The following is a 22545-nucleotide window of genomic DNA, read 5'->3' as shown; positions in this document are numbered from 1 at the left end:
CTAATTATTAGTCATCGATAGCCAACTGATTTTTGATTTTGAAACTAATATTATTTCCTTGAATCTGTGTTGATTAGAGATTCAATCAGCAACCCTACGCTCGCAAAACGCCTGAGCAGCCTTCCTAGGCCGGGCATGGCCTTGCACGCAGAGACTGCCAACCCTCTACTGCTGACACGAGTGCGCATCCCTGGTAGCGAGTTGAGCTTTCTCTCTACCTTCACGACCTTCGGCCTCCCCCTGGACATCACGGTAGAGTCACTGCGAGTCGAGCATTTGATACCTGCGGATCTATCGACCAGACAAACAATGATGCAAGCTTTCGATGCTTGGAATGCGCAATACGGCGAATAGCCGATAGCAGACAAAGGGCGATTCTGTCCCGGTCAGACAGGCCACCTGCCTGCCCCGACGAGCAACGGGAGCCCTTGAAGGGTCGAGCTTCCAGCGTCAAATCTTCTGTCGCCAATACCAAGCGCTCACCTCGCGTTTCCTTCCCCGCTGATCACATTTGTTCTAAACGCCGATGCCCGACTGCGGTAAGGTGAAGCGCCCTACCCATCAGCAGCGTAGTGCCATGAGCAACTGGATCGACCTCAAGCAACACGCCGATACTGGCATCGAGTCGGTTCGCGCGCATTTCGTCGGACATGCCTATGATCCGCACTGGCACGACAGCTTCCTGGTCGGTGTCACTGAGCAGGGTGTACAACAATTCAACTGCCGCCGAGTGCGCCACCAGAGTACCGCGGGCCAAGTCTTCCTACTCGAGCCCGGCGACCTGCACGACGGCCACGCGCCAACCGCTGAAGGCTTCACTTATTCAACCCTTTACCTTGAGCCAACCTGGCTCGAGGCCGAAATGCGGGCACTGTTCGAACAGGCTCCCACCGATAGCCTGCCAAGCTTCGCCGACACCTTATGCCAGGACCAACGCCTGGCCTGCGCCACCGCAATGGCGTTTCAGGCGGTACATGGCCTGGAGCTGCGCATTGTGCGCCAGACGGCGATGGATACCCTGCTGGCCACACTCACCGGCCACCTGCACTGGCGCAAGCGCTTGAACCCCGACCCGCGGCTGCCGATCATCGCGCAGCGGGCACGGGATTTTTTGCACGCCTATTTCGACCAGGACATTGCGCTTGAGCAGGTGGCCCAAGCCTGCGGTGTCGACCGCTTTCGCCTGACTCGGGCGTTCAAGGCCGCCTACGGTTTGGCGCCGCATGCCTATCTGATTCAGCTGCGGCTCTCCAAAGCTCGGCGTTTGCTTGCAACGGGCAAGCTTCCGGCCGACGTGGCAATGGCGCTTGGCTTTGCTGACCAAAGCCACCTGGGGCGCTGGTTCCGCCGTGCCTACCGGTTGACGCCAGCCGATTACCGACGGCGCTGCTCAAACCTTCCAGACTGACGCCAGGGGGGCTGCGAGGATGGGATGCCGAACAATTGGAGCCCTCCGCCATGTCGCAATCCTTGTTAGCGTTCATTCTCTTCGCCCTGGCTTCGAGCATCAGCCCAGGGCCGACCAACCTGCTGATTCTGGCCCATGGCGCCCGTCAGGGCCTGCGCGCGAGCCTGGCGCCGCTGCTGGCGGCATGCGCTGCGGCCGCCTCAATCGTATGGCTGGTGGGCCTTGGGCTAGGTGAAGTGCTCATGCGCCATCCCTTGGCACAGCAGGCAATGAGCTGGGCTGGCGTGTTGTGGTTGAGTTGGCTGGCCTGGCGCATGTTGCGCAGTGCCGGGCAACCGCTGCAGCGCATCGATAGCAAGCCTTTGGGCGCCATCAGCGCGGCATCGTTACAGGTGGTAAACCCCAAGGTCTGGATGATGGCAATTGCAGTGATTGGCGTGTTTGCGGCGCCTTCGCTGCCGGTGTGGCAGCTGGCCCTGATGTTCTTGCTGATTGCCATACCGTGCATGGCGGTGTGGGCGCTGCTGGGTGTAGGTAGCACGCGCTGGTTGCAGACGCCCGGGCGGTTGTTGTGGTTCAACCGCAGCTTGGCCGCACTGCTGCTGATTTCGGCCTGGGCGGCGGTATTGAGCTAGCGAGTTGCTGCTAGGTATCTACCCTTCGCGCCCCTCAGCTGGCGTGCTTGCGCAAAGCCCAGCGCAGGCAGTCAGTGGCTGAGCGCTTCGCGCAAGCGCTGGGTGCTGGCCACAGCCAGTAACAGTGCAATCACCGCCACACTCCCGCCAACCAGGCCAATATTGGCTACGCCCATCTGGCTACTGACGATGCTCCCCAGCAATGCGCCGCCACCAATGCCGATGTTGTAGATGCCGGAAAACAGCGCCATCGCCACATCGGTGGCATCGCTGGCAAGCTTCAGCGTCTTGGACTGCAACGACAGGCTGAAACTCAGGATCGCCACGCCCCAGAACATGCTCAGCGCCGCGAACACGTAGAAGTTGCCAGACAGGGGTAACAGCAACAGCAAGCAAGCGGCCAGCACGCCGATCGAACTCAACAGAAAACCCTGGGGGAAGCGATCGCTGTAACGGCTGAACAGCACCGAGCCGCACACGCCAGCGCCACCGAACAACAGCAACAGCAGCGTGGTGCGCTCGCCACCGATTTGCGCCACGTGCAGGGCAAATGGCTCGATGTAGCTATAAGCGGTGAATTGCGCGGTGATCACCAAGGTCACCAGCACATAGGTGATGACCAGTGCCGGGCGCTTGAACAAAATAGGAAGGCTGCGCAGCGAACCTGAGTTCTGGCTGGGCAGCAATGGCAGCGACTTCATCAGGCACAGCATGGTCGCCAGCGCCACGCCGGCAATGCTCAGGAAGCTGATGCGCCAGCCCAGCGCTTCGCCCACTACCCGCCCCAGCGGGATGCCCAGCACCATCGCCAATGTGGTCCCGGTGGCCAGCAACCCCAAGGCTTTGGCCTGCTGGCCCGGTGGAGCCACACGAACGGCCAGCGACGCGGTGATGGACCAGAACACGGCATGGGCCAAGGCGATGCCAACGCGGCTGACCAGCAGCATGACGAAGCTCTGCGACAACCACGACAGCAGATGGCTGACGATGAACACCAGGAACACGAACAGCAGCAACCGCCGACGCTCGATGTTACGGGTCAGCAGCATCATCGGCAGCGAAGCCAAAGCCACCACCCAAGCGTAGATAGTCAGCATCAGGCCGACCTGCGCGGTGCTCATCTGGAAGCTGCTGCCGATGTCACTTAGCAGCGCCACCGGGACGAACTCGGTGGTGTTGAAGATGAAAGCCGCCAGGGCCAGGGCGATCACACTCAGCCAGCTACCTTTGCTGGTGGTGGGCGGCATGTGGGTGGCAATGGATCCGTTCATGGGTAGGTATCTGATCTGTGCAGGCAAAGCGAAAAAACGCGCGTCAGGGGCCAAGTATCGGCCGCGCTGAGGCACGGGTTTGTTATTGGAGGGATTGCCCGCATGGTACGCGTCATACCGGGGTCTCACAACCACGGCATGCAGGTGCCCGTACCGGCGCCAGGGCCGGTACGGGCATGGCTCAGCCTTGCAGGGTCGCCATGTCGATCACGAAGCGGTACTTCACGTCACCGGCGATCATGCGCTCGTAGGCCTGGTTGATATTGCGAATGTCGAGCATTTCGATATCGCAGCGAATGTCGTGGGCAGCACAGAAGTCCAGCACCTCCTGGGTTTCGGCGATACCACCGATCAACGAACCGGCCAACACCCGACGCTTCAGTACCAGGTTGGCCGCGTGCACGGCCGGGTCGATCGGTTCGATCAGGCCCACGAGGATGTGTACGCCGTCGAATTTCAGGGTTTCCAGGTACGGATTGAGATCGTGCTGCACCGGAATGGTGTCGAGCAGGAAGTCGAAACGACCCGCGGCGGCGCGCATCTGCTCGGCATCGGTCGACACGATCACATGGTCGGCACCCTGGCGACGTGCTTCCTCGGCTTTGGCCGCAGAGCGCGTGAACAGAGTGACTTCGGCGCCCAGTGCCTTGGCCAGTTTGATACCCATGTGCCCCAGGCCACCCATGCCGAGAATGCCGATCTTGTGGCCGGGGCCTACGCCATGATGCTTGAGCGGAGAATAGGTGGTGATACCGGCGCAGAGGATCGGCGCCGCGCTGGGCAGGTCCATGCCGGCCGGGATGCGTACCACGAAGTGTTCGCTGACCACGATGCTGCTGGAATACCCGCCCATGGTGTTGCTGCCATCGACCCGATCCGGGGTGGCGTAGGTCATGGTCGGGCCTTCCAGGCAGTATTGCTCCAGGTCCTTGGCGCAGGCTTCGCAGTGGCGGCAAGAGTCAACCATGCACCCTACCCCAACCAGATCGCCAACCTTATGGGAAGTGACCTTGTCGCCCACAGCCGTGACTCGGCCGATGATTTCGTGGCCTGGCATCAGCGGATAAACGGCGATGCCCCATTCGTTGCGCGCCTGGTGAATGTCGGAATGGCAGACACCGCAATAGAGGATGTCGATGGCGACGTCGTCCGGGCGCGGCGCTCGGCGCTCGAAGCGCATGGGGGCCAAGGGGCTGGTCGGGGTCTGGGCGGCGTAACCAATGGCGTTATACATGCGGAACCTCACAAGTAATGAAACGATTCAGGCCACCTATTTTGCTGCCGCTGGTTTTTTTCGCCCACCGCTGATTCTCCGGCATCCATGCCTGATTCTCCGAAGCTTGAACGCAGCATCTACCGCTGGCTCGCCAATCTGCGATGATGCAACTGTCTGATTCTCTGCCCAGGTTTCGTATGCAACTGACCCGTCACGTTGACGCCAATGCCCCCCTATGTTCACTGATACGCAGCCTGGCAACCCGCCCGGGCTTCGTACCCACCCACCTGCCCCAGGTGCAGGTATTGAGCTGGGACCATTATGTCGCCAGCAGCCCGCAGATCTACGAACCGAGCCTGATGATCCTGGCCCAGGGCAGCAAGCTGGCGCGTCTGGGCCCGCGCACTCTGGAATACGGCGCCGGGCATTACCTGGTGCAAGCGCTGTCGGTACCGTTCATGTGCGAGACCTTCGCCACCCCCGAGGAACCGCTGCTGGGCGTGGCGGTGGACATCGACCGCGGCGTGCTGGGCGAGCTGGTGCAGAGCATGGGCCTGACACCTGACCCTGGGGTGCAGGCCCAGACGCCACAGTCGATGACTTCGGCGGCGCTCGATGCTTCGATGCGTGATTCGGTAGAGCGACTGCTGCTTTGCCTGCAGAACCCGGTCGACGCCAAAGTCCTGGGCCTGGCGCGCATTCGCGAGGTGCTGTATACCGCATTGCGCGGCCCCCAGGCGGGAGTGTTGCGGGCGCTGGTCGAGCAACAAGGGCACTTCGCCCGCATCGGGGCGGCGCTCACACACTTGCGCGCGCATTACGCGCAGCCGCTGAGCGTCGAGGTGTTGGCCGCCTGCGCCAACATGAGTGTCTCGACCTTTCATGAGCACTTCAAACGCTGCACCGATATGGCGCCGATGCAGTACCTCAAGCGCTTGCGCCTGCTCAAGGCGCAACAGATGTTGATTGGCGAGGGGCTGGGGGTGGCGCAGGCGGCGCACCGGGTGGGGTACCAGAGCACCTCCCAGTTCAGCCGTGAATACAAGCGCCTGTTTGCCCGCAGCCCTGGCGATGAATTGCCCTATCAAAGCCTCCCGGTCTGACGGGGGGTTAGTCCCCCAACGGCCACTGCGCCAGCGGCCAATACCGCCCCTTGCGCGACTCGAACAGCGTGAAGTGCCTGGCAATGAGGTGGAACTCGGGAGCTTGAGCGGCCTCTGGCACCTGCCCACGATACTCCCGAGCCAAGGTCAGATGCGGACGGTAATCACGTGTCTGGGCAGCGAACCCCAGCGGTAGTAACGCCTGCTGCAAACCATAGACCAGCTTGCGTAAAGCCGCAGGCGCCTGCTCAGGCTCGAGCACCAGCAGATTGGCGCGCTGCCAGGTATTCAATGCATTGAGCAACAGGCGCACAGGTGCATCCGGCCGCACCAGGTTATCTACCGCCGCGCACACGGCTGGCACCTGTGCTGCAGCCACGTCCCCCAGAAACAGCAAGGTCAGGTGGAAGTTTTCGCTGGGCACCGGCTTGCCGCCGCGCAGGCCCAACTCGCGCCGCCATTGGCTGAGTGCGCGGCGTTGGGCATCACTGACAGGCAAAGCGAAGAACAGCCTTTTGAAGGGGGTGCCGCTGGGGCGAATATCCTGTTCCATGGGAACTCCATCACGTGAAACGTTTGCGCGCAACAGGCCGCCTTACACCAATGTCCACCTCTGCGAAGGTAACAATATGTACAAACTACCCCGCTGATTGTTTATGCTGGCGAGCTTATGCCATGGCGCATGGCCATTTTTCGACAAGTAACCGTCCATGAAAATTGCACTTGTATTGATCTTCGTTCTCTCGATCGCCTATGTTCACCTGCGCGGTCGAGTACGCCACAAACTGACTCGCCAATTGGGTGACCACTCAAGCTTCCTGGCGCCGGTCAACACCTTCCTGTACCTGTTCTCCAAGCACCCGGCCAAGCCCTACCTGCCGGTCGAAGCCTTCCCCGAGCTGCAGCCGCTCAAGGACCACTGGCAGGAGATTCGTAGCGAAGCTCAGCAACTGCTGCACGTGGGCGAGATCAAGAAGTCCGACAATTACGACGATGTCGGTTTCAACTCTTTCTTCAAGACCGGCTGGAAACGTTTCTACCTCAAGTGGTACGGCGAAAGCCACCCATCGGCCATGACCCTGTGCCCGCGCACCACCGAGCTGCTGCAGGGCATCGGTACGGTCAAGGCAGCGATGTTCGCCACCCTGCCCCCTGGTGCCAAGCTTGTGCGCCACCGCGACCCTTATGCCGGCTCGTACCGCTTTCACCTGGGCCTGGACACGCCCAACGACGACGGCTGCTACATCGACGTGGATGGCGAGAAGTATTCCTGGCGCGATGGCGAGGGCGTGGTTTTCGATGAAACCTATATCCACTACGCCGCCAACACCACCGAGCATAATCGCATCATCTTGTTCTGCGACATCGAACGCCCGTTGAAGTACCGCTGGGCAACGGCGTTCAACCGCTGGTTCAGCCGCAACGTCATGGCGGGGGCAGCGGCACCTAACGACGCGGGCGACAAAACCGGCGCCATCAACCGCTTGTTCAGGCGCATCTACAAGATCCGCGAGCGTGGCAAAGCCCTGAAAAAGCGTAACCGCACACGCTATTACCTGGAAAAGTGGCTGGTGGTCGCGGCCGTCGTGCTGGTGTTCATCTACATCTGATGCCCTTGCTGCACCCTATCGCCGGCAAGCGGCGATAGGCGCGAATTCGGCTAGCCTGAAAGCTCCCCCTGCAACCTTACCAAGGTGAAGACGATGAGCATGATGGACTGGGACGCCTACCGTAAGCAGCTGATGGCCGGCATCGGCGACCTCAAGCAACTGTCCCCCGACACTGTCGCCGGCTACATGACTGCCAGTGGCGCCGGCGCCAAGACCAACCACCTGGACGCCAAGACCCGCGAACTGATTTCACTGGCCGTGGCCGTTACCACCCGCTGCGACGGCTGCATCGCGGTGCATTCCCAACAGGCTGTCAAGCACGGTGCTACCCGCGAGGAAATCGCCGAGGCCCTCGGTGTGGCTGTAGCCATGAATGCCGGCGCCGCCCTGGTTTACTCGGCTCGGGCCCTGGATGCGGTGGGCAAGGCCGACGGCTGATGCCTTACGGCGTCGGTGCCCTTGCGCGTCGGCGCCGCGCCAACCAGACTTGGCGGCCTAGCCACTGCAGGAACCGCCATGATCCATATCCGCCCCATGACGCCGGAAGACTTCGAGCGTTTCTGGCCAACTTTCCAGGCCATCGCCCAGGCCCGTGAAACCTATGCCTACGACCCTGACCTGACATTCGAGCAGGCACGCCAGCTATGGCTGCACCTGCCCCTGCACACGCTGCTGGCTGAAGAAGACGGTGAACTGCTTGGATCCTACTACCTCAAGGCCAATGCTGCCGGCCCAGGCGCCCATGTGGGCAACTGCGGTTACATGGTCTGCGAGGCTGCCCGCGGGCGGGGCGTAGCAAGGCTGATGTGCGAACATTCCCAGAAACTGGCGCGACAGGAAGGGTTTTTGGCGCTGCAGTTCAATTCGGTCGTCGCGAGCAACGAAGTGGCTGTGGCGCTGTGGACGCAGCTAGGCTTCGAAACCGTTGGCCGCCTGCCCAAAGCCTACCGCCACGCCCGCCTTGGCCTGGTCGATTGCCTGGTGATGTACAAATGGCTGGCCGATGAACCGGTGGTAGAGAAACCAGCCCTGTTGATCGGACGCAAAAATATTGAGGCGCGCGTATCGCGCCGTCGCGGGCGCTGATTCACGGATTTGACGCGCCGGCCATTCGATGGTCAGATGCGCGCCAGTTTCAGGTGCCCTGCGCCGCCGTGCGCAGGGTGAAACGGGAAGCCGGTGCGTCGTGGTTCACGACAAGTCCGGCGCTGCCCCCGCAACGGTAAGCGAGCGATGCCTTCGATACACCACTGTGCGCCTGCATGGGAAGGTGAAGGTATCACGCCCCTCGCAAGCCCGGAGACCGGCCTGAAGCTTCACTTGGCAACCCGCGGTGGGCGGGCGCAGGCCGGTATCCGCGTGTGCGCCAGCGTGCGCGGTGCGCCTTTGCGTGTTTTCCACCGGGATCCATTCATTCCTGCTGCAGTGGAACGACATGTCCCGACTCATCAAGCTTCATCCCCTGGCGGCCTGTTTGGCCGTGACCTTGCCAGTACTGGCCGACGAACCTGTGCTGAACCTCCCCTCCACAGCTGTCACCGATAGCCGTGACCCACAACGCGTCGACCTGGCCACCCCCACTGACGCCGGCTCGCGGCTGAACCTCAGCGCCCTGGATACACCTGCCAGTACCAGCAGCATCACGGCCAGCCAGATCGAGCAGCGCAATAACCTCACCGTTCAGGACGCAGTGACCCGATCGCCCGGCATCACCTTCATCGGCAACCCCGGCGACGGCGGCACTGGCCTGTCAGCACGCGGCTTCACAGGCCATGGATCTGTGATGACCCTGTTCGACGGCGCGCGCCTGTACACCGGGGCCGGCACTCAGACGTTTCCGGTCGACCCGTGGATGGTCGAGCAGATCGATGTGATTCGCGGCCCGGCCTCGGTACTGTATGGTGAGGGCGCCACCGGGGCAGTGATCAACGTAATCCCGAAAAAACCATGGGTTGGCGAGGTTCGCAACCACCTGCGCCTGGGCTATGGCTCCTGGGATCGCCAGCAGTTGGGCCTGGACAGCGGCGGCAGCCTCAGTGAGCGCTTGAGCTACCGCCTGACACTCAACCAGCAAGCGGGCAATGGCTGGGTCGACCGCACAGATTCCCGTAGCCTGGCGCTCAGTGCCGCAGCGCGCTTTGACGCCAGCGAGGACCTCAGCTTCACCCTCGCCCACGAACGGGGCGACGCCCAGCCGGCCAATTACTACGGCACGCCGTTGATCGATGGCCACTACCGCAACAGCCTGCGCAAGAAGAACTACAACATTCGCAACGATGTGCAGCGCTACCACGACGAGTGGACGCGTTTGACTACCGACTGGACGCTGACCGATCACGTCAGCGCCAGCAACCAGCTGTATTACATCAAGAGCCGCCGTCACTGGCGCAATGCCGAGAACTACAGCTGGGACGCAGCGCGAGAGCAACTGGAGCGCCAGAGCTACCTGCAAATCAGGCACAACCAGGAGCAGATTGGCGATCGCCAGACCTTCAGCTTCGATCATCAGCTGTTCGGGCTGCCAAGCAGGACGCTGATTGGCGCCGAGTACAACAAGGTGCGCTTCAACGTCGACAGCAACCGGCCTTATAACGACGTGGGTGCAGACTACATCGACCCATGGCAGCCAGCCGCTGGCTGGTTCCATAGCGATTCGCCAACCCGTGCGCAGACGCTGTCCACTACCCACACTTTCGCCCTGTTCGCCGAGAACCGCTTGCAGCTGAGCGAGCGCTTGTCGCTGGTGACGGGCGTGCGTCGCGACCAGAATCACATCGAGCGCGACAACCTTGTCGATGCCAGCCGCAGTGACCGCAGCCTGCAGGGTGGCAACTGGCGCGCTGGGCTGGTGTTCGCAGTCACTGATGATCTGTCGCTGTATGGCCAGTACAGCACCAGTGAAGACGGCGTGGACAACCTGATCAGCCTGGCCCCGTCCCAGATGCACTATCACCTGACCGAGGCCAGACAGACTGAGTTGGGCCTCAAGCAGCGCTTCTGGGACAGTCGGGGCGAATGGACCCTGGCAGCCTTCCATATCGTCAAGAACAAGCTGCTGGTGGCTGACCCGATCAGCCACGAGGCCCAGCAAGCCGGGCAGCAGACGTCCGATGGCCTGGAAGCTTCTGTGGAATTGGCCCTGGGGCAGCGCTGGCAGCTATCGGCGAATGCAGCGCTGGTACGTGCCAAGTTCGATGATTTTGACGAGCTGGTCGATGGCGTGCCCCAAAGCCGTGCGGGTAACCGGCCTGCCAATGTGCCGCGGCGCACGGCCAACCTGTGGCTGAGTAAAAGCTTTGGCCAGCATGTGGAAGCTGGCATCGGTGCGCGCTATGTGGACGAACGCTATGCCGACACGGCCAATAGCCAAAGTGCACCGGGTTACACCGTGGTGGATGCCAACATCGGCTGGCAACTACTACCAGCCGTGCGTCTTAGGTTGCAGATCAACAACCTGTTCGACCGGGCATATGTGGCCTCGGTATTCAGTGGCGAGCAATGGGTAATGGGCACGCCGCGGTCGTATTTCGCTACGGTAGATTACACGTTCTGATTCGCCGCGATCGATGGCGCGGGCTAGGCCCGTTCGTGGCTGAACGCCGCTCTTAGAGGTTCATGCCAATCGCCAAGCCTGTGCTGCGGGTTTACCCGCGAGCACGGGCGAAGCCCGTGCCAGGCACGCCCGCTGTAACAGTTAATCAATAGCCACTGCGCAAAAAAACAAGCCAGTGCGCATGATTAGTTATAAGATAACGTTTCCTTTGATACCGATTCTTGCTTGCGAATTTTCCATGATCAGCCCTTCAGTCAAAACCACCTTAACGACCCAGCGCCTGCAAAGCATCGACGCTCTGCGCGGCCTGGTGATTCTGTTCATGCTGCTGGACCACGTTCGCGAGACCTTTTTCCTACACCGCCAGGTCAGCGACCCGATGACCATCGAAACCACCGAACCCTGGTTGTTCGCCAGCCGCACCCTGGCCCACCTGTGCGCGCCGGTATTCGTTCTGCTCACGGGGCTGTCGGCGTGGTTGTATGGTGAGAAGTATCAGGGCCGTGGCGAGGTGTCAGGGTTTTTGTTCAAGCGCGGACTGTTCCTGGTGGTGTTGGAGTTCACCTTGGTCAACTTTGCCTGGACCTTCGAACTGCCACCGGGCGTGATTTACCTGCAGGTCATCTGGGCCATAGGGATAAGCATGATCGCCCTGTCGCTGTTGGTCTGGCTGCCGCGCCCTGCCCTGTTGGGCTTGGCAGCACTGATCATTGCTGGCCACAACCTGCTCGACAACCTGCACTTCGGTGTGGAGTCGGCCTTGCATGTGCCCTGGGCGATGCTGCACGACCGAAGCTGGCTAGACGTGACCGACGGCCTGCGCTTGCGCACGTCCTATCCGGTATTGCCATGGATAGGAGTGATCGCTTTGGGGTATGCCCTCGGCCCGTGGTTCGCCCAAGGCAGCGATGCCGGCCAGCGTCAGCACCGGCTGTTGGTGGCCGGCGCCGTCGCCCTGCTCGGGTTCATGGTATTGCGCCTGTATAACGGCTACGGTGATGCGCCGTGGGCCGGCTACCCGACCATTACGCAGACGCTGATGAGCTTTTTCAACATCACCAAATACCCACCCTCGCTGCTGTTTCTGGCGCTGACCCTGGGCTGCGGCATGCTGTTGCTCCGCGCCTTCGAACGCGCAGGGCATGCCCGCTGGATCAGTGCTTTGGCAGTGCTAGGTGCAGCGCCGATGTTCTTCTATCTGCTGCACCTGTACGTGCTCAAACTGCTGTACCTGGCCGGTACGGCGCTGTGGGGCCATAACCACGGTGAGCACTTTGGCTTTGACAGCATCGGCGCGGTGTGGCTGATGTCGCTGCTGCTGGCTGGGGCGCTGTACGTGCCGGTGCGTGGGTTCGCCCGGCTCAAGGCACGCCGGCGCGATATCGCTTGGCTGAAGTACTTCTGATTTGACCTTTTGCCCGGCGGCTTGATGGTCTACCATGCCGCCCGCCGGTTTCCATCACGGAATCAATAGGGAATCCCGGGCTCGCCCATGGCGTGCCAATCGGAACTGCCCCCGCAACTGTAGGTGCCGAGCCTGCTCCATCGATGCCACTGGGTGATTCGATCCGGGAAGGCTGGAGCCGGGCGAGGACGCACCAGTCAGGAGACCTGCCGGCGCATATCACCAACCGGCGGGGTGTCCGGGATGGCTATCCGGGTTGCCTCTGCGCCAGCAGGGGGCCGGCGATGCCTGTCCGTGCGTTCCTCACCAGAACTGTCCGTCAGGAGATCGCCCCGCATGCTGCCCCGTCTTATAGCCTGGCTTGCAAGCCTGAGCTTCACCGGCCTGGCCCAGGCCGGTACCACTCACTATCCGCTGACCCTTGAGAACTGCGGTATGCCGCAGACGTTCGCCCAAGCCCCGGAGCGTGCGGTCACCATCGGCCAGGCAGGCAGCGAAATGCTCTATGCGCTGGGCCTTGGCGACAAGCTGGCCGGTACCTCACTGTGGTTCAACAACGTGCTGCCCGAATACCAGGCAGTCAATGCCAGGGTACCGCGCCTGGCCGACAACGAGCCGAGTTTCGAGGCAGTCGTGGCCAAGCGTCCTCAATTGGTGGCCGTGCAATTCGAGTGGATGGTGGGCGCTCAGGGGGCGGTGGCTACCCGCGAGCAGTTCGCTGAGTTGGGCATTGCAACCTACCTGCTGCCTTCGGACTGCGAGGGCAAGGACAACCTGGTGGGTGCCGACGGCACTCGTCTGCAGGCGTTTCAGGTCGACAGCATCTACAAAAGTGTCAGCCAGCTGGCCGAGATCTTCGACGTGCAGGAGCGCGGCGCAGCCCTCAATGCCGACCTCAAAGCACGCCTGGCCAGCGCCAGGCTGCAACTGCGCGACAAAGACCTGAGCAAAACTTCGGCACTGTTCTGGTTCTCCAGCAGCGAACTCGCCGCCGCCCCATATGTGGCCGGCCGCCAGGGCGTAGCTGACTTCATGCTGCGCACGCTGGGGGTGCGCAACGTAGTCGATTCGACCGAAGAGTGGCCGACCGTAGGCTGGGAAACCTTGGCCAAGGCCAACCCTACCTGGCTGATCATCGCGCGCATGGACCGCCGTCGCTACCCTGCCGATGACTATAAGAAAAAGCTCGAATTCCTTCGCAAGGACCCGGTGACAAAGCACATGGATGCGGTGAAGCATAACCGTATCATCCTGCTCGACGCCGAAGCGATGCAGGCCGGAATCCGCCTGTTCCGTGGGCTGCAAACGTTATCTGCAGCCTTCGCCAGTGGTCACGCGGCGCAATGATCAAAGCACTGCTCTACAGCACGCTGGCCCTGCTGGCCTTGCTCGCTGCCGTGCTGGCCGGCACGGTCATCGGTGAGACCCACTTGCAGCCAAGCGTCGTCGGCCAGGTGCTGGCCAATCACCTGTGGCAAGCCGGCTATCCGGTCGATCCGATCGATGCCGGTATCGTCTGGAACTACCGCCTGACCCGCTCGCTGGTCGCCGCAGCCTGCGGTGCAGGCCTGGCCACTTGCGGGGTCATTCTCCAGGCACTACTGCGCAACCCGCTAGCCGAACCTTACCTGCTGGGCCTTTCGGCCGGAGCCTCCACCGGCGCAGTGCTGGTGGGGCTGCTGGGGCTTGGCAGTGCGGCCCTGAGTATGTCTGGCGGTGCCTTCCTTGGGGCCCTTGCCGCGTTCACCCTGGTACTGGTGCTGGCCCGCGCCGCTGGGCCCGACAGCAACAACGCACAGGTAATTCTCGCCGGCATCGCTGGCTCACAGTTGTTCAATGCCCTCACCGCCTTGCTCATCACCCAATCAGCCACCGCCGAGCAAGCCCGAGGCATTCTGTTCTGGCTGCTGGGCAACCTCAGCGGCGTACGCTGGCCCTCGGTATGGCTGGCCTTCCCTGCAGCCCTGTTCGGCTTGGTGGTGTGCCTGTGGCACCGCCGCGCGCTGGACGCTTTTACGTTCGGCTCTGACTCGGCGGCGTCTCTGGGCATCGCGGTGCGCCGCAGCCAGTTGCTACTGATCAGCTGCGCGGCGCTGGTGACGGCGGTGATGGTCTCGATCGTCGGCGCCATCGGCTTCGTTGGCCTGGTGATACCCCACGCCTTGCGCCTGCTGCTAGGCCCAGGCCACGGCCGATTGCTACCTGCCAGCGCCCTGGGTGGGGCATTGTTCCTGATTGCCGCCGATATCCTGTCGCGCACCCTGATCGCCGGCCAGGTCATTCCGGTAGGCGTGGTCACTGCCTTGCTGGGTGCACCGGTTTTTGCCCTGATCCTGATCAGTCGCCGGGGGCGCCCATGACGGTCATGCACAGCGTACAACCAGCACCCATGGCATGCAGCGGCCTGGGCCTGAAATTGGCAGGCCACGCCGTGTTGTGCGACATCACGCTCAGCGTGATACCCGGTGAAACCTTGGCCGTCGTCGGCCCTAACGGCTCGGGCAAATCGTCACTGCTCAAACTGTTAGCAGGCCTGCGCACACCCAGTTCAGGTAGTGTTGAATTGCTGGGCGAGCCGCTGGCAGGCCTGCCACGTCGGCGCGTCGCACAAGCCTTGGCGCTGGTCGAGCAACAAGCCGACACCCTCGACGCGATCAGCGTGTTCGATGCCGTTGCCCTGGGCCGTACACCGTGGCTGTCAGCGCTGACGCCGTTTTCCAGCGCAGACCGCGCAATCGTCGAGCAAGCCCTGGCCGATCTGGATGCTGCGCACCTAACCACTCGCGTATGGCGGTCATTGTCCGGCGGCGAGCGCCAGCGCGTGCACATCGCCCGCGCCTTGGCTCAGCGGCCTCAGGTGCTGTTGCTCGACGAGCCGACCAACCACCTCGACATCCAGCACCAGCTCAGCTTGCTGCAGCAGGTGCAGGGGTTACCGGTGACCACATTGGTTGCCTTGCACGATCTTAACCAGGCCCTGACCTGCGACCGGGTCGCTGTGCTTGACCAGGGACGCCTGGTCGCCCTCGGCAAACCGCTGGAGGTGCTCACCCCTGAGCGGCTGCTGAGCACCTTCAGGGTGCATGCCCATTACCTGACCGACCCCTACGATGGTACGCCTGTCCTGCGCTTTCGGGTGCCGTGAGACCCGTGCCTGGCCGCATTCACACCCCCCAGTTTTGCCGCTCCTGCTCAGTCAAGGTCGCCACCACGGCGGTAAATACCTCGTCGAGCTCACAAGCGATGTGTTGATGCACCAGGTAGTGCGTCAGCAAGTAGCGCTTCACGGTCCTGGGCCAGCTTCCCTCCTTGTGCGCCGCGATGATCAGCCCTTTGCCGTCCTCCAAACAGGAAGACGGCCTGAATTTGGTCAGCAGTTTGTCCAGGTCGGCATAGGTCCAGTCGGCCTTGCGAGCCTCAAAGGCGTCGAGCAGGTCGAGTTTGTACAACGCAAGATGTGCCATGAGCGTCCTTCCTCAGTCATCGCCGATGACAATGACGGTAAACAACATGCTCGGCGATGAAAATGAACGAGAGGTTCCACTTCTAGGCCTATGACGTAGGAAGCGTCCTACACTGCGAGCTCGCGTTTTTTTACTCCGGCGCACTGCTGGCCAAGCACCGTAGCCCGCTATAATCCACCCCTGCAAAACGCGCCCAAGGCCACCCCCATGCCCCGCATACAGACGTTGCTGTTCCCCCTGCTGTTGATTTGCGCCGTTGCCGCCTGCGATCAGAAGCCTTCGCGCGAGGAGCAGATTCTGGCCAACCTGCCGCTGCAGGAGGCCTACGACCACAACATCGAACGCATGGCGGCATTGCTCACCCGCACCCACCCGCATTTGAATGCCGCCACAATCAGCAGCGTCCTGCGCCAATACCTCACGGTCGAGGATCAACGCCAGGACCTGTTCAAGCTCTACAGCAAGAAGAACTTCACCGATGCCGAGTTCGCCACCATCGTTGCCGCCACCCACGACCCGGCGAAGGCCAAGGCCCTTGAAGACACCGAAGAAGGCCAGCGGCTGAGCGACAAGCTCACCGGGCTGATGCGCGAAACGGCACAGGACAAAAACGCCCAGGCGCTGGCCGAGCAGCGCATGCAACAGATCGAGCAGGCGTTGCAGGCGCTGGAGGAACAGGCGCGCAAGTGAGTGGTGGCGCTAATGCCGACGCGCACGAGAAGATGTTTCCCACACAATCAGCAGTCACTTCTGCGCGTGCGGTCAGGGAGAATATGCACGCCATCCACCCCGGGGCCGAAGTTCCGGCTCAAGCACACGCAAGGACGTTCCTGTGTCAAAAACCTTGGTGACCATCTTATTCGCCCTCACTTTGGCCGGTTGCAAGGCTCGCGCTGTACCAGACGCGCAGCCCCCTGCAACGGGCATCTTCGCCAAGCACATGCAGCAAGCGCTCATCCAGACAATCGCCACCACCTATAGCGGTCGGCATGTCGGTGTAGTGAGGTTGCGCATCACCTTGGACGCAAATTCCGCACCCATCGCTTGCAAGGCCCAGCCTTCACCGGGCCAGGAAAAGCTGCTGCCGGCTGGCGTACCTCTGAGCAACTTCAAGGCGCTGGCAAGGCTGGTCGAAGCGCAGTGCTGGAAGACCATCTACCCCCGCGTACCTGCAGCGTTGTATGAGGCCAAGGATACAGTCGACGTCATCGCCCCGCTGGTCGTGATGCTGCCTGCAGCAGACCCTGCATCACTGCGGGGTCAGGCAAACGCGCAGCGAGCATTTTTCTGGCAGCACCTACTGCGCGATCAACCGGTAACCAGCGTTGGCAGCGTGTCGGTGTATTACCAGGGCAATGCACAAGGCAAAGTCGAGCAGTGCCTGGTGCAGATTCACCCGCACCCTTTGCGGCCAGCCGACTTTCGGCTGGACAGCGAGCTCCAGGCCCGTCTCAATGCCCGCTGCCTGGCCACGAACCTGAGCCTGCTGCCGGGCTATTCAGCGAATGCCAACGGCGTGGCTGAGGGCTACAGCGAGCTTGAGTACGCACCGTGGCGTGTCGGCCGTCCTTAGGCCGACGCCACTGCTCCAATAAAATTGGCCAACTCCGCCGTCTGCGGCGCGGCGAACACCTCACGCGGGTGGCCCACTTCATGCACTTTGCCTTGGTGCATGAACACCAGCTTGTCTCCAACTTCACGGGCGAAGCGCATTTCGTGAGTGACCATGATCAGGGTCATGCCCTCGCTGGCCAGTTGGCGAACCACCCCGAGCACCTCATTGACCAATTCCGGGTCCAGGGCCGAGGTGATCTCGTCGCACAGCAACACCTTCGGCGACATCGCCAAGGCGCGGGCAATCGCGACTCGCTGCTGCTGGCCACCGGAGAGGCGATCAGGATAGGCATCGAATTTTTCGGCAAGGCCAACCCGCGCCAGCATCTGTTCGGCCAACTGGCGCGCTTCGGTGCGGCTGGCCTTCTTCACCACCTGCGGGGCGAGCATCACATTCTCGCCCACGCTCAGGTGGGGAAACAGGTTGAACTGCTGGAACACCATACCGACCTTTTGCCGCAGGGAACGCAAGTCGGCTCGGGCAGCGTCGAGGTATTCGCCGTCCACTTCGATAACACCGTCGCTGATCGATTCCAGGCCGTTGAGGGTACGCAGCAAGGTGCTCTTGCCTGAGCCACTGCGGCCGATGATGGCTACTACCTCGCCTTCCTCGATGGCAAGGTCGACCCCCTTCAGCACGTGGTTGTCGCCATAGTATTTGTGCAGCGCGGACACTCTAAGCAGGGGCATGCAGCCTCCTTTCCAAATAACGGGCGCTCAACGAGAGCGGGTAGCAGAGTACGAAATAGCCCAGCGCGACCAGGCCGTAGACCATGAACGGCTCGAACGTGGCGTTTGCCAGCATGCCGCCGGTCTTGGTCAGTTCGGTGAAACCAATGATCGAGGTCACCGCCGTGCCCTTGACCACCTGCACGGAAAAGCCAACCGTCGGTGCCACGGCGATGCGCATGGCCTGAGGCAGGATCACATGGCGCAACTGCTCCATCCGGCTAAGCGCCAGGCTGCCGGAGGCCTCCCACTGGCCGCGCGGTATCGCTTCGACGCAACCGCGCCAGATTTCAGCGAGAAAGGCGCTGGTGAACAGGGTCAGGGCAATCGCGGCGGCCATCCAGGCAGACACGTCCAGGCCAAACAAGGCAATGCCGAAGAACACCATGAACAGTTGCATCAGCAGCGGCGTACCTTGGAACAGCTCGATGTAGCCCCTGGCCAGGCTGCGCACCATCAGGTGCTGGGACAACCGCGCAACCAGCACCAGCAGGCCCGCTAAACCGCCACACACAAACGCTACCAGCGACAACAGCAGGGTCCATTGCAGGCCGATCAGCAGATTGCGCAAGATGTCCCAGAAGGTGAAGTCCATCAGCGTTTCCCCATCAGCAGGCGCTGCCCCGCCCAGGCCAGCAGCTGACGCAGCACGATGGCCATGAACAGATACAGCAAGGTGGTCAGCAGGTAAGTTTCAAAGGCGCGAAAATTACGCGACTGGATGAAGTTGGCGGCGAACGACAGCTCCTCGGTGGCAATCTGCGAACACACCGCCGACCCCAGCATGACGATCACGATCTGGCTGGTCAGCGCCGACCAGACTTTCGCCAGCGCAGGCTGCAACACCACATGGCGGAACGCCTCGAAGCGGCTCATGGCCAAGGCTGCGGCTGCCTCCAACTGCCCCTTGGGGATGGCCTGGATACCGGCACGAATGATCTCGGTGGAATAGGCTCCGAGGTTGATCACCATGGCCAGCACGGCGGCTTGCCACTCGGTAAGGCGCACACCCAGCGCCGGCAGGCCGAAGAAAATGAAGAACAGCTGAACGATGAAAGGTGTGTTGCGGATCAACTCGACGTACACACCGAACAGCAGGTCGAAAGGCCGTACTCGCCAGGCACGCACACCAGCGCCAAGTACACCGATGGCCACACCCAGCAGCGTGCCGACGGCGGTGAGCTGCAAGGTGAACCAAGCGCCTTTGAGCAGCAGGTCGCTCTGGGCCAATACAGGGGCAAAATCAAACGCATACGCCATGGTTACAAGCTCCGGATGCAACTCACAGGTCGGCCGGCAGCGGCTGTTTCAACCATTTCTCGGCGTTGCGGTTCAGGCTGCCGTCGACCTTGGCGGCTTCCAGCGTGGCATTGACCTTGTCCAGCAACGCCGGCTCGTTCTTGGCCAGCCCCACGTAAACAGGCGAGTCCTTGAGCTTGACCTTCATCACCGGCACCTTGGCCGGGTTTTTCTCAGCGATGGCCGCCATTACCACACTGCCGCTGGCGATCAGTTCGACCTGCCCGGAAAGGTAGGCGGCGATGGTCGAGTTGTTGTCTTCGAAGCGCTTGATGACTGCGCCTTTGGGCGCCACGGCGCTCAGTTCCATGTCCTCGATCGAGCCGCGGGTGACGCTGATGGTTTTGCCTGCTACGGCATCGATGTTGGCGATGTCCGCCTCGGCCGGGCCAAATACGGCCAGGTAGAACGGTGCGTAGGGCCTGGAGAAGTCGATCACGGCTGCACGCTCAGGATTTTTGCCCAGGCTGGAGATCACCAGGTCGACCTTGCCAGTGGTGAGAAACGGTATCCGGTTGGTGCTGTTAACCGGCGTCAGGGCAAGTTTTACACCCAATTTGTCGGCCAGCAGCTGCGCCGTATCGATGTCCAGGCCACGGGGCTTGAAGTCAGGCCCGACCGAACCGAACGGGGGGAAGTCCTGTGGCACTGCCACCTTGAGCACACCACGTGCGCTGATGTCAGCCAGTGCATCGGCCTTGGCGGTGGGCAATACCAGGGCGCCGCCACACATCAGGCTGGCCAGTAACAGGGTACGGAAAGTCTTCATCGAATGGCCTCGCAGAGGTTCAAGGTAAGGGGCGATCGGAGCAGTGCATGGGCCATGCCAAAACCGGCTGAAACGCCGCAAACACTGCTCCACACGGTCTTACTGGTCTGAACAGTTGCCCGCCTGCCATTCAATCTCCAGCGTTCACGCCCTGCTTTCGTGCAGGGCGATGCTGGGCTGCGCCAGGGCGGAGCAACGCTTGCCAGCGCCCGTCAATGGCCGTAAAAAGCCAAGGTCATCGCCCTCCGACCGGTCTGAACAGCATGCACGACACCCTGCCCCGCGCCGTCCCCGAACAAGCCCTGCAAGGCATCCGCAAATTGATCGACGATGGCGAATATCGGCCTGGTGACGCATTGCCGTCACAGCGCGATCTGTCCGAGCAGCTGGGCGTGAGCCGGGCCTCGCTTCGTGAGGCACTGTCGTCGCTCAGCGCGTTGGGCCTGGTCAGTGTCCAGCCAGGCAAAGGCGTGTTCGTACAAGCCTCGGCGCCTGCGTCGTCGAGCTTTGCCTGGCCCTACGCCGAGCAGGTGTCGGCCAGCGATACCTTCCAACTGCGCTACGCGCTGGAAGGTTTCGCCGCCGGCCAGGCGGCCCTCGCGATGACTGCGCACGACATCGACCGCTTGCAAGCGAACGTCGAAGCCATGCGTGTGGAGCTCAAAGCCGGGCGCTTCGAAGCCGCAGCGCAGTTGGATTTCGCTTTCCACCAACACTTACTGCAGGCGTGCGGCAACCAGGCCATGCTGCAAGTGATCACCGCCAGCCAGGACATCTTCCTGGAAAGCCAAAAACTGCCCTTCATCCGCCCGGAACGGGCGATGGAAACCTGGGAGGAACACCGCAAGATCCTCCGCGCCCTTGCCCGTCGCTCCCAAGCGGGGGCGCAGAAGGCCATGCAGGAACACATCCGTAATGCCGCCTCACGCACCGGCGTGGTATTCACGGTGTAACGCCCACAGGCATCCGGATGTCGCCCTCGACGATGCGCACGCCCACAAGCACCGGTCTACTGGCCCTGATAATACCGATGGCGCACCCTGAGCGCGCCACACTCATCAAGGCTGCCTTTGCAAACCGGAGAGCTTGCGTATGTCCATATCGCATGAGGTACCCCCCGCCACCCTGCGCAGGGTCATCGCCGCTTCGGCCATCGGCAACTTCGTCGAATGGTTCGACTTCGCGGTGTATGGCTTTCTCGCCACATTGATCGCCAGCCAGTTCTTCGCCAGTGAAGACGCCAGCGTCGCCCTGCTCAAGACCTTCGCGGTGTTCGCCGTGGCCTTCGCTTTACGCCCGCTCGGCGGCATCGTGTTCGGCGCCCTTGGCGACCGTTTCGGGCGCAAGCGTATCCTGTCGCTGACCATCCTGCTGATGGCTGGCTCCACCACCTTGATCGGCCTGCTGCCGACCTATGCCAGCATTGGCCTCGCCGCACCTGCTCTATTGACCCTGGCGCGATGCCTGCAGGGGTTTTCTGCCGGCGGCGAATACGCAGGCGCCTGCGCCTACCTGATGGAGCACGCACCCGAGAACCAACGCGCGTTCTACGGCAGCTTCGTGCCGGTATCGACGTTCTCGGCCTTCGCCTGCGCGGCGGTGATCGCCTATGGCCTGGAAGCTACACTCTCCACCGAAGCGATGACCGCCTGGGGGTGGCGCATCCCATTCCTGGTGGCCGCACCGCTGGGGTTGGTGGGTTTGTACCTACGCTGGCGCATGGAGGAAACCCCGGCATTTCGCGAAGCCATCGCACAGGGCAAGGTCCACGAACATTCGCCGCTCAAGGACACCCTGCGCAACCACGGGCGGGCGATACGTAACCTGGGTATGTTCATCTCGCTGACGGCCTTGTCGTTCTACATGTTCACCACCTACTTCGCCACCTACCTGCAACTGGTGGGTAACCTGACCCGCGCGCAGTCGTTGCTGGTAACCACCGTGGCGTTGCTGTTCGCAGCGGTGGGCTGCCCGCTGGCCGGGGCATTCTCCGACCGCGTCGGGCGACGCAAGACCATCGGGTTCACCTGCCTGTGGGTGATGGTCTGTGTATTCCCCGCTTACTGGCTAGCCAGTTCCGGCTCGATGCCGGCAGCACTGCTGGGGGTGATCCTGTTGGCGGTGGGCGCCTTGTGCAGTGGTGTGGTGACCGCGGCTCTGCTGTCGGAAAGCTTCCCCACCCGCACCCGCTACACCGCCTCGGCAATCACCTATAACGTGGCTTACACGCTGTTTGGCGGCACTGCACCCCTGGTAGCCACCTGGTTGATCGGACAGACCGGTAGCAGCCTGGCGCCGGCGTTCTACTTGGTAGCCATCGCCCTGGTGGCCTTGGTAGGTGGCTTGGCTTTGCCGGAAACCTCGCGCATTTCGCTGCACGAGGAAGCCGACAGCGCCGTAGCGCCACAGGTCCCAATATCCAGCTGATAGCGGGCGGCGGCCAGTCAAGGAGAGTGAGCGGCGATGGGA

Annotated in this window: 23 protein-coding genes and 2 riboswitches; of the genes, 15 read left to right on the top strand and 8 right to left on the bottom strand. The window is 62.1% G+C overall.

Annotated elements, in window-relative coordinates:
* The first annotated feature begins 577 nt into the window (after nt 1–577).
* A complete protein-coding gene (locus HU725_RS09260) occupies nt 578–1408 on the top strand; it encodes an AraC family transcriptional regulator (protein WP_186476975.1) in 831 nt (276 codons plus the stop codon).
* 50 nt (nt 1409–1458) lie between these two features.
* Nucleotides 1459–2043, top strand: a complete 585-nt coding sequence (locus HU725_RS09255; RefSeq protein WP_186476974.1) for a LysE family translocator — start codon at nt 1459–1461, stop codon at nt 2041–2043.
* A 71-nt stretch (nt 2044–2114) separates the two neighbouring features.
* Here the strand turns inward: HU725_RS09255 and HU725_RS09250 are convergent, their stop codons facing one another.
* The gene (locus tag HU725_RS09250; RefSeq protein ID WP_186476973.1) at nt 2115–3314 is read right to left on the bottom strand and encodes a sugar transporter; all 1200 of its coding nucleotides are present in this window, start codon (nt 3312–3314) and stop codon (nt 2115–2117) included.
* Nucleotides 3315–3495: 181 nt separating this feature from the next.
* Nucleotides 3496–4548 (bottom strand): vanillin reductase, encoded by a 1053-nt coding sequence (calA, locus tag HU725_RS09245; protein ID WP_060479163.1) that lies wholly within the window; start codon nt 4546–4548, stop codon nt 3496–3498.
* 179 nt (nt 4549–4727) lie between these two features.
* On the opposite strand from calA, the gene HU725_RS09240 reads away from it, so the two are divergent.
* Nucleotides 4728–5633 (top strand): AraC family transcriptional regulator, encoded by a 906-nt coding sequence (locus HU725_RS09240; RefSeq protein WP_186476972.1) that lies wholly within the window; start codon nt 4728–4730, stop codon nt 5631–5633.
* Between the two features lie 7 nt (nt 5634–5640).
* On the opposite strand, the gene thpR is transcribed toward HU725_RS09240, so the two are convergent.
* A complete protein-coding gene (gene thpR, locus HU725_RS09235) occupies nt 5641–6186 on the bottom strand; it encodes an RNA 2',3'-cyclic phosphodiesterase (protein ID WP_186476971.1) in 546 nt (181 codons plus the stop codon).
* 157 nt (nt 6187–6343) lie between these two features.
* On the opposite strand from thpR, the gene lpxO reads away from it, so the two are divergent.
* The 8 genes from lpxO (at nt 6344) to HU725_RS09195 (ending at nt 15346) form a co-directional block, all read left to right on the top strand.
* Complete coding sequence (gene lpxO, locus HU725_RS09230; protein ID WP_060479166.1) at nt 6344–7243, top strand: lipid A hydroxylase LpxO; 900 nt, start codon at nt 6344–6346, stop codon at nt 7241–7243.
* Nucleotides 7244–7336: 93 nt separating this feature from the next.
* A complete protein-coding gene (locus HU725_RS09225) occupies nt 7337–7681 on the top strand; it encodes a carboxymuconolactone decarboxylase family protein (RefSeq protein WP_060479167.1) in 345 nt (114 codons plus the stop codon).
* A 78-nt stretch (nt 7682–7759) separates the two neighbouring features.
* Nucleotides 7760–8329 (top strand): GNAT family N-acetyltransferase, encoded by a 570-nt coding sequence (locus tag HU725_RS09220; protein WP_060479168.1) that lies wholly within the window; start codon nt 7760–7762, stop codon nt 8327–8329.
* A 34-nt stretch (nt 8330–8363) separates the two neighbouring features.
* A riboswitch (cobalamin riboswitch) is annotated at nt 8364–8569 on the top strand.
* A 109-nt stretch (nt 8570–8678) separates the two neighbouring features.
* Nucleotides 8679–10796 carry a TonB-dependent receptor gene (locus tag HU725_RS09215; protein ID WP_186476970.1) on the top strand — a complete coding sequence of 706 codons (2118 nt, stop codon included), beginning with the start codon at nt 8679–8681 and terminating at the stop codon, nt 10794–10796.
* 238 nt (nt 10797–11034) lie between these two features.
* Complete coding sequence (locus HU725_RS09210) at nt 11035–12201, top strand: acetyltransferase domain-containing protein (RefSeq protein WP_186476969.1); 1167 nt, start codon at nt 11035–11037, stop codon at nt 12199–12201.
* Nucleotides 12202–12229: 28 nt separating this feature from the next.
* A riboswitch (cobalamin riboswitch) is annotated at nt 12230–12429 on the top strand.
* 108 nt (nt 12430–12537) lie between these two features.
* Nucleotides 12538–13548 (top strand): ABC transporter substrate-binding protein, encoded by a 1011-nt coding sequence (locus HU725_RS09205; RefSeq protein WP_186476968.1) that lies wholly within the window; start codon nt 12538–12540, stop codon nt 13546–13548.
* Complete coding sequence (locus tag HU725_RS09200; RefSeq protein ID WP_186476967.1) at nt 13545–14561, top strand: FecCD family ABC transporter permease; 1017 nt, start codon at nt 13545–13547, stop codon at nt 14559–14561. The genes HU725_RS09205 and HU725_RS09200 overlap by 4 nt, the downstream gene beginning before the upstream one ends.
* The gene (locus HU725_RS09195; protein ID WP_186476966.1) at nt 14558–15346 is read left to right on the top strand and encodes an ABC transporter ATP-binding protein; all 789 of its coding nucleotides are present in this window, start codon (nt 14558–14560) and stop codon (nt 15344–15346) included. The genes HU725_RS09200 and HU725_RS09195 overlap by 4 nt, the downstream gene beginning before the upstream one ends.
* Nucleotides 15347–15365: 19 nt before the next feature.
* Here the strand turns inward: HU725_RS09195 and HU725_RS09190 are convergent, their stop codons facing one another.
* Complete coding sequence (locus HU725_RS09190) at nt 15366–15665, bottom strand: hypothetical protein (RefSeq protein WP_186476965.1); 300 nt, start codon at nt 15663–15665, stop codon at nt 15366–15368.
* A gap of 207 nt (nt 15666–15872) precedes the next feature.
* On the opposite strand from HU725_RS09190, the gene HU725_RS09185 reads away from it, so the two are divergent.
* On the top strand, nt 15873–16355 hold the full coding sequence (locus tag HU725_RS09185; RefSeq protein WP_186476964.1) for a DUF2059 domain-containing protein: 483 nt from the start codon (nt 15873–15875) through the stop codon (nt 16353–16355).
* A 142-nt stretch (nt 16356–16497) separates the two neighbouring features.
* Nucleotides 16498–17238: a hypothetical protein gene (locus HU725_RS09180; protein WP_186476963.1), complete on the top strand. Its 741-nt coding sequence runs from the start codon at nt 16498–16500 to the stop codon at nt 17236–17238.
* On the opposite strand, the gene HU725_RS09175 is transcribed toward HU725_RS09180, so the two are convergent.
* The 4 genes from HU725_RS09175 to HU725_RS09160 are packed head-to-tail and all read right to left on the bottom strand — an operon-like array spanning nt 17235 to nt 20076.
* Nucleotides 17235–17969: an amino acid ABC transporter ATP-binding protein gene (locus HU725_RS09175; RefSeq protein ID WP_060479177.1), complete on the bottom strand. Its 735-nt coding sequence runs from the start codon at nt 17967–17969 to the stop codon at nt 17235–17237. The genes HU725_RS09180 and HU725_RS09175 overlap by 4 nt on opposite strands.
* Nucleotides 17956–18606 (bottom strand): amino acid ABC transporter permease, encoded by a 651-nt coding sequence (locus tag HU725_RS09170; protein WP_081016673.1) that lies wholly within the window; start codon nt 18604–18606, stop codon nt 17956–17958. Before HU725_RS09170 ends, HU725_RS09175 begins: the two co-directional genes overlap by 14 nt.
* Entirely contained in the window at nt 18603–19268 is a 666-nt protein-coding gene (locus HU725_RS09165) for an amino acid ABC transporter permease (RefSeq protein ID WP_186476962.1), read from the bottom strand. The genes HU725_RS09170 and HU725_RS09165 overlap by 4 nt, the downstream gene beginning before the upstream one ends.
* A gap of 22 nt (nt 19269–19290) precedes the next feature.
* Complete coding sequence (locus tag HU725_RS09160) at nt 19291–20076, bottom strand: transporter substrate-binding domain-containing protein (protein WP_186476961.1); 786 nt, start codon at nt 20074–20076, stop codon at nt 19291–19293.
* Between the two features lie 263 nt (nt 20077–20339).
* Between HU725_RS09160 and HU725_RS09155 the strand changes: the two genes are divergently transcribed.
* Both HU725_RS09155 and HU725_RS09150 read left to right on the top strand, forming a co-directional pair.
* The gene (locus HU725_RS09155) at nt 20340–21029 is read left to right on the top strand and encodes a FadR/GntR family transcriptional regulator (protein ID WP_186476960.1); all 690 of its coding nucleotides are present in this window, start codon (nt 20340–20342) and stop codon (nt 21027–21029) included.
* Between the two features lie 139 nt (nt 21030–21168).
* Nucleotides 21169–22503, top strand: coding sequence for an MFS transporter (locus HU725_RS09150; protein WP_186476959.1), 1335 nt, complete (start codon nt 21169–21171; stop codon nt 22501–22503).
* The last annotated feature ends 42 nt before the right edge of the window (nt 22504–22545 follow it).

This window comes from Pseudomonas promysalinigenes, assembly GCF_014269025.2.
GTDB classification, from domain to species: domain Bacteria; phylum Pseudomonadota; class Gammaproteobacteria; order Pseudomonadales; family Pseudomonadaceae; genus Aquipseudomonas; species Aquipseudomonas promysalinigenes.
The sequence above is the reverse complement of the archived record's forward strand: the minus strand, read 5'-3'. Positions and strand labels throughout refer to the sequence as shown.

What these genes read in the sequence shown, in the direction of transcription:
- HU725_RS09195 (WP_186476966.1), top strand. Translation starts at nt 14,558, where the DNA reads ATGACGGTCATGCACAGCGTACAACCAGCACCCATGGCATGCAGCGGC.
- HU725_RS09150 (WP_186476959.1), top strand. Translation starts at nt 21,169, where the DNA reads ATGTCCATATCGCATGAGGTACCCCCCGCCACCCTGCGCAGGGTCATC.
- HU725_RS09165 (WP_186476962.1), bottom strand. Translation starts at nt 19,268, where the DNA reads ATGGCGTATGCGTTTGATTTTGCCCCTGTATTGGCCCAGAGCGACCTG.
- thpR (WP_186476971.1), bottom strand. Translation starts at nt 6,186, where the DNA reads ATGGAACAGGATATTCGCCCCAGCGGCACCCCCTTCAAAAGGCTGTTC.
- HU725_RS09225 (WP_060479167.1), top strand. Translation starts at nt 7,337, where the DNA reads ATGAGCATGATGGACTGGGACGCCTACCGTAAGCAGCTGATGGCCGGC.
- HU725_RS09210 (WP_186476969.1), top strand. Translation starts at nt 11,035, where the DNA reads ATGATCAGCCCTTCAGTCAAAACCACCTTAACGACCCAGCGCCTGCAA.
- HU725_RS09155 (WP_186476960.1), top strand. Translation starts at nt 20,340, where the DNA reads ATGCACGACACCCTGCCCCGCGCCGTCCCCGAACAAGCCCTGCAAGGC.
- HU725_RS09215 (WP_186476970.1), top strand. Translation starts at nt 8,679, where the DNA reads ATGTCCCGACTCATCAAGCTTCATCCCCTGGCGGCCTGTTTGGCCGTG.
- HU725_RS09205 (WP_186476968.1), top strand. Translation starts at nt 12,538, where the DNA reads ATGCTGCCCCGTCTTATAGCCTGGCTTGCAAGCCTGAGCTTCACCGGC.
- HU725_RS09200 (WP_186476967.1), top strand. Translation starts at nt 13,545, where the DNA reads ATGATCAAAGCACTGCTCTACAGCACGCTGGCCCTGCTGGCCTTGCTC.
- lpxO (WP_060479166.1), top strand. Translation starts at nt 6,344, where the DNA reads ATGAAAATTGCACTTGTATTGATCTTCGTTCTCTCGATCGCCTATGTT.
- HU725_RS09220 (WP_060479168.1), top strand. Translation starts at nt 7,760, where the DNA reads ATGATCCATATCCGCCCCATGACGCCGGAAGACTTCGAGCGTTTCTGG.
- HU725_RS09240 (WP_186476972.1), top strand. Translation starts at nt 4,728, where the DNA reads ATGCAACTGACCCGTCACGTTGACGCCAATGCCCCCCTATGTTCACTG.
- HU725_RS09250 (WP_186476973.1), bottom strand. Translation starts at nt 3,314, where the DNA reads ATGAACGGATCCATTGCCACCCACATGCCGCCCACCACCAGCAAAGGT.
- HU725_RS09260 (WP_186476975.1), top strand. Translation starts at nt 578, where the DNA reads ATGAGCAACTGGATCGACCTCAAGCAACACGCCGATACTGGCATCGAG.
- HU725_RS09190 (WP_186476965.1), bottom strand. Translation starts at nt 15,665, where the DNA reads ATGGCACATCTTGCGTTGTACAAACTCGACCTGCTCGACGCCTTTGAG.
- HU725_RS09175 (WP_060479177.1), bottom strand. Translation starts at nt 17,969, where the DNA reads ATGCCCCTGCTTAGAGTGTCCGCGCTGCACAAATACTATGGCGACAAC.
- HU725_RS09185 (WP_186476964.1), top strand. Translation starts at nt 15,873, where the DNA reads ATGCCCCGCATACAGACGTTGCTGTTCCCCCTGCTGTTGATTTGCGCC.
- HU725_RS09255 (WP_186476974.1), top strand. Translation starts at nt 1,459, where the DNA reads ATGTCGCAATCCTTGTTAGCGTTCATTCTCTTCGCCCTGGCTTCGAGC.
- HU725_RS09160 (WP_186476961.1), bottom strand. Translation starts at nt 20,076, where the DNA reads ATGAAGACTTTCCGTACCCTGTTACTGGCCAGCCTGATGTGTGGCGGC.
- calA (WP_060479163.1), bottom strand. Translation starts at nt 4,548, where the DNA reads ATGTATAACGCCATTGGTTACGCCGCCCAGACCCCGACCAGCCCCTTG.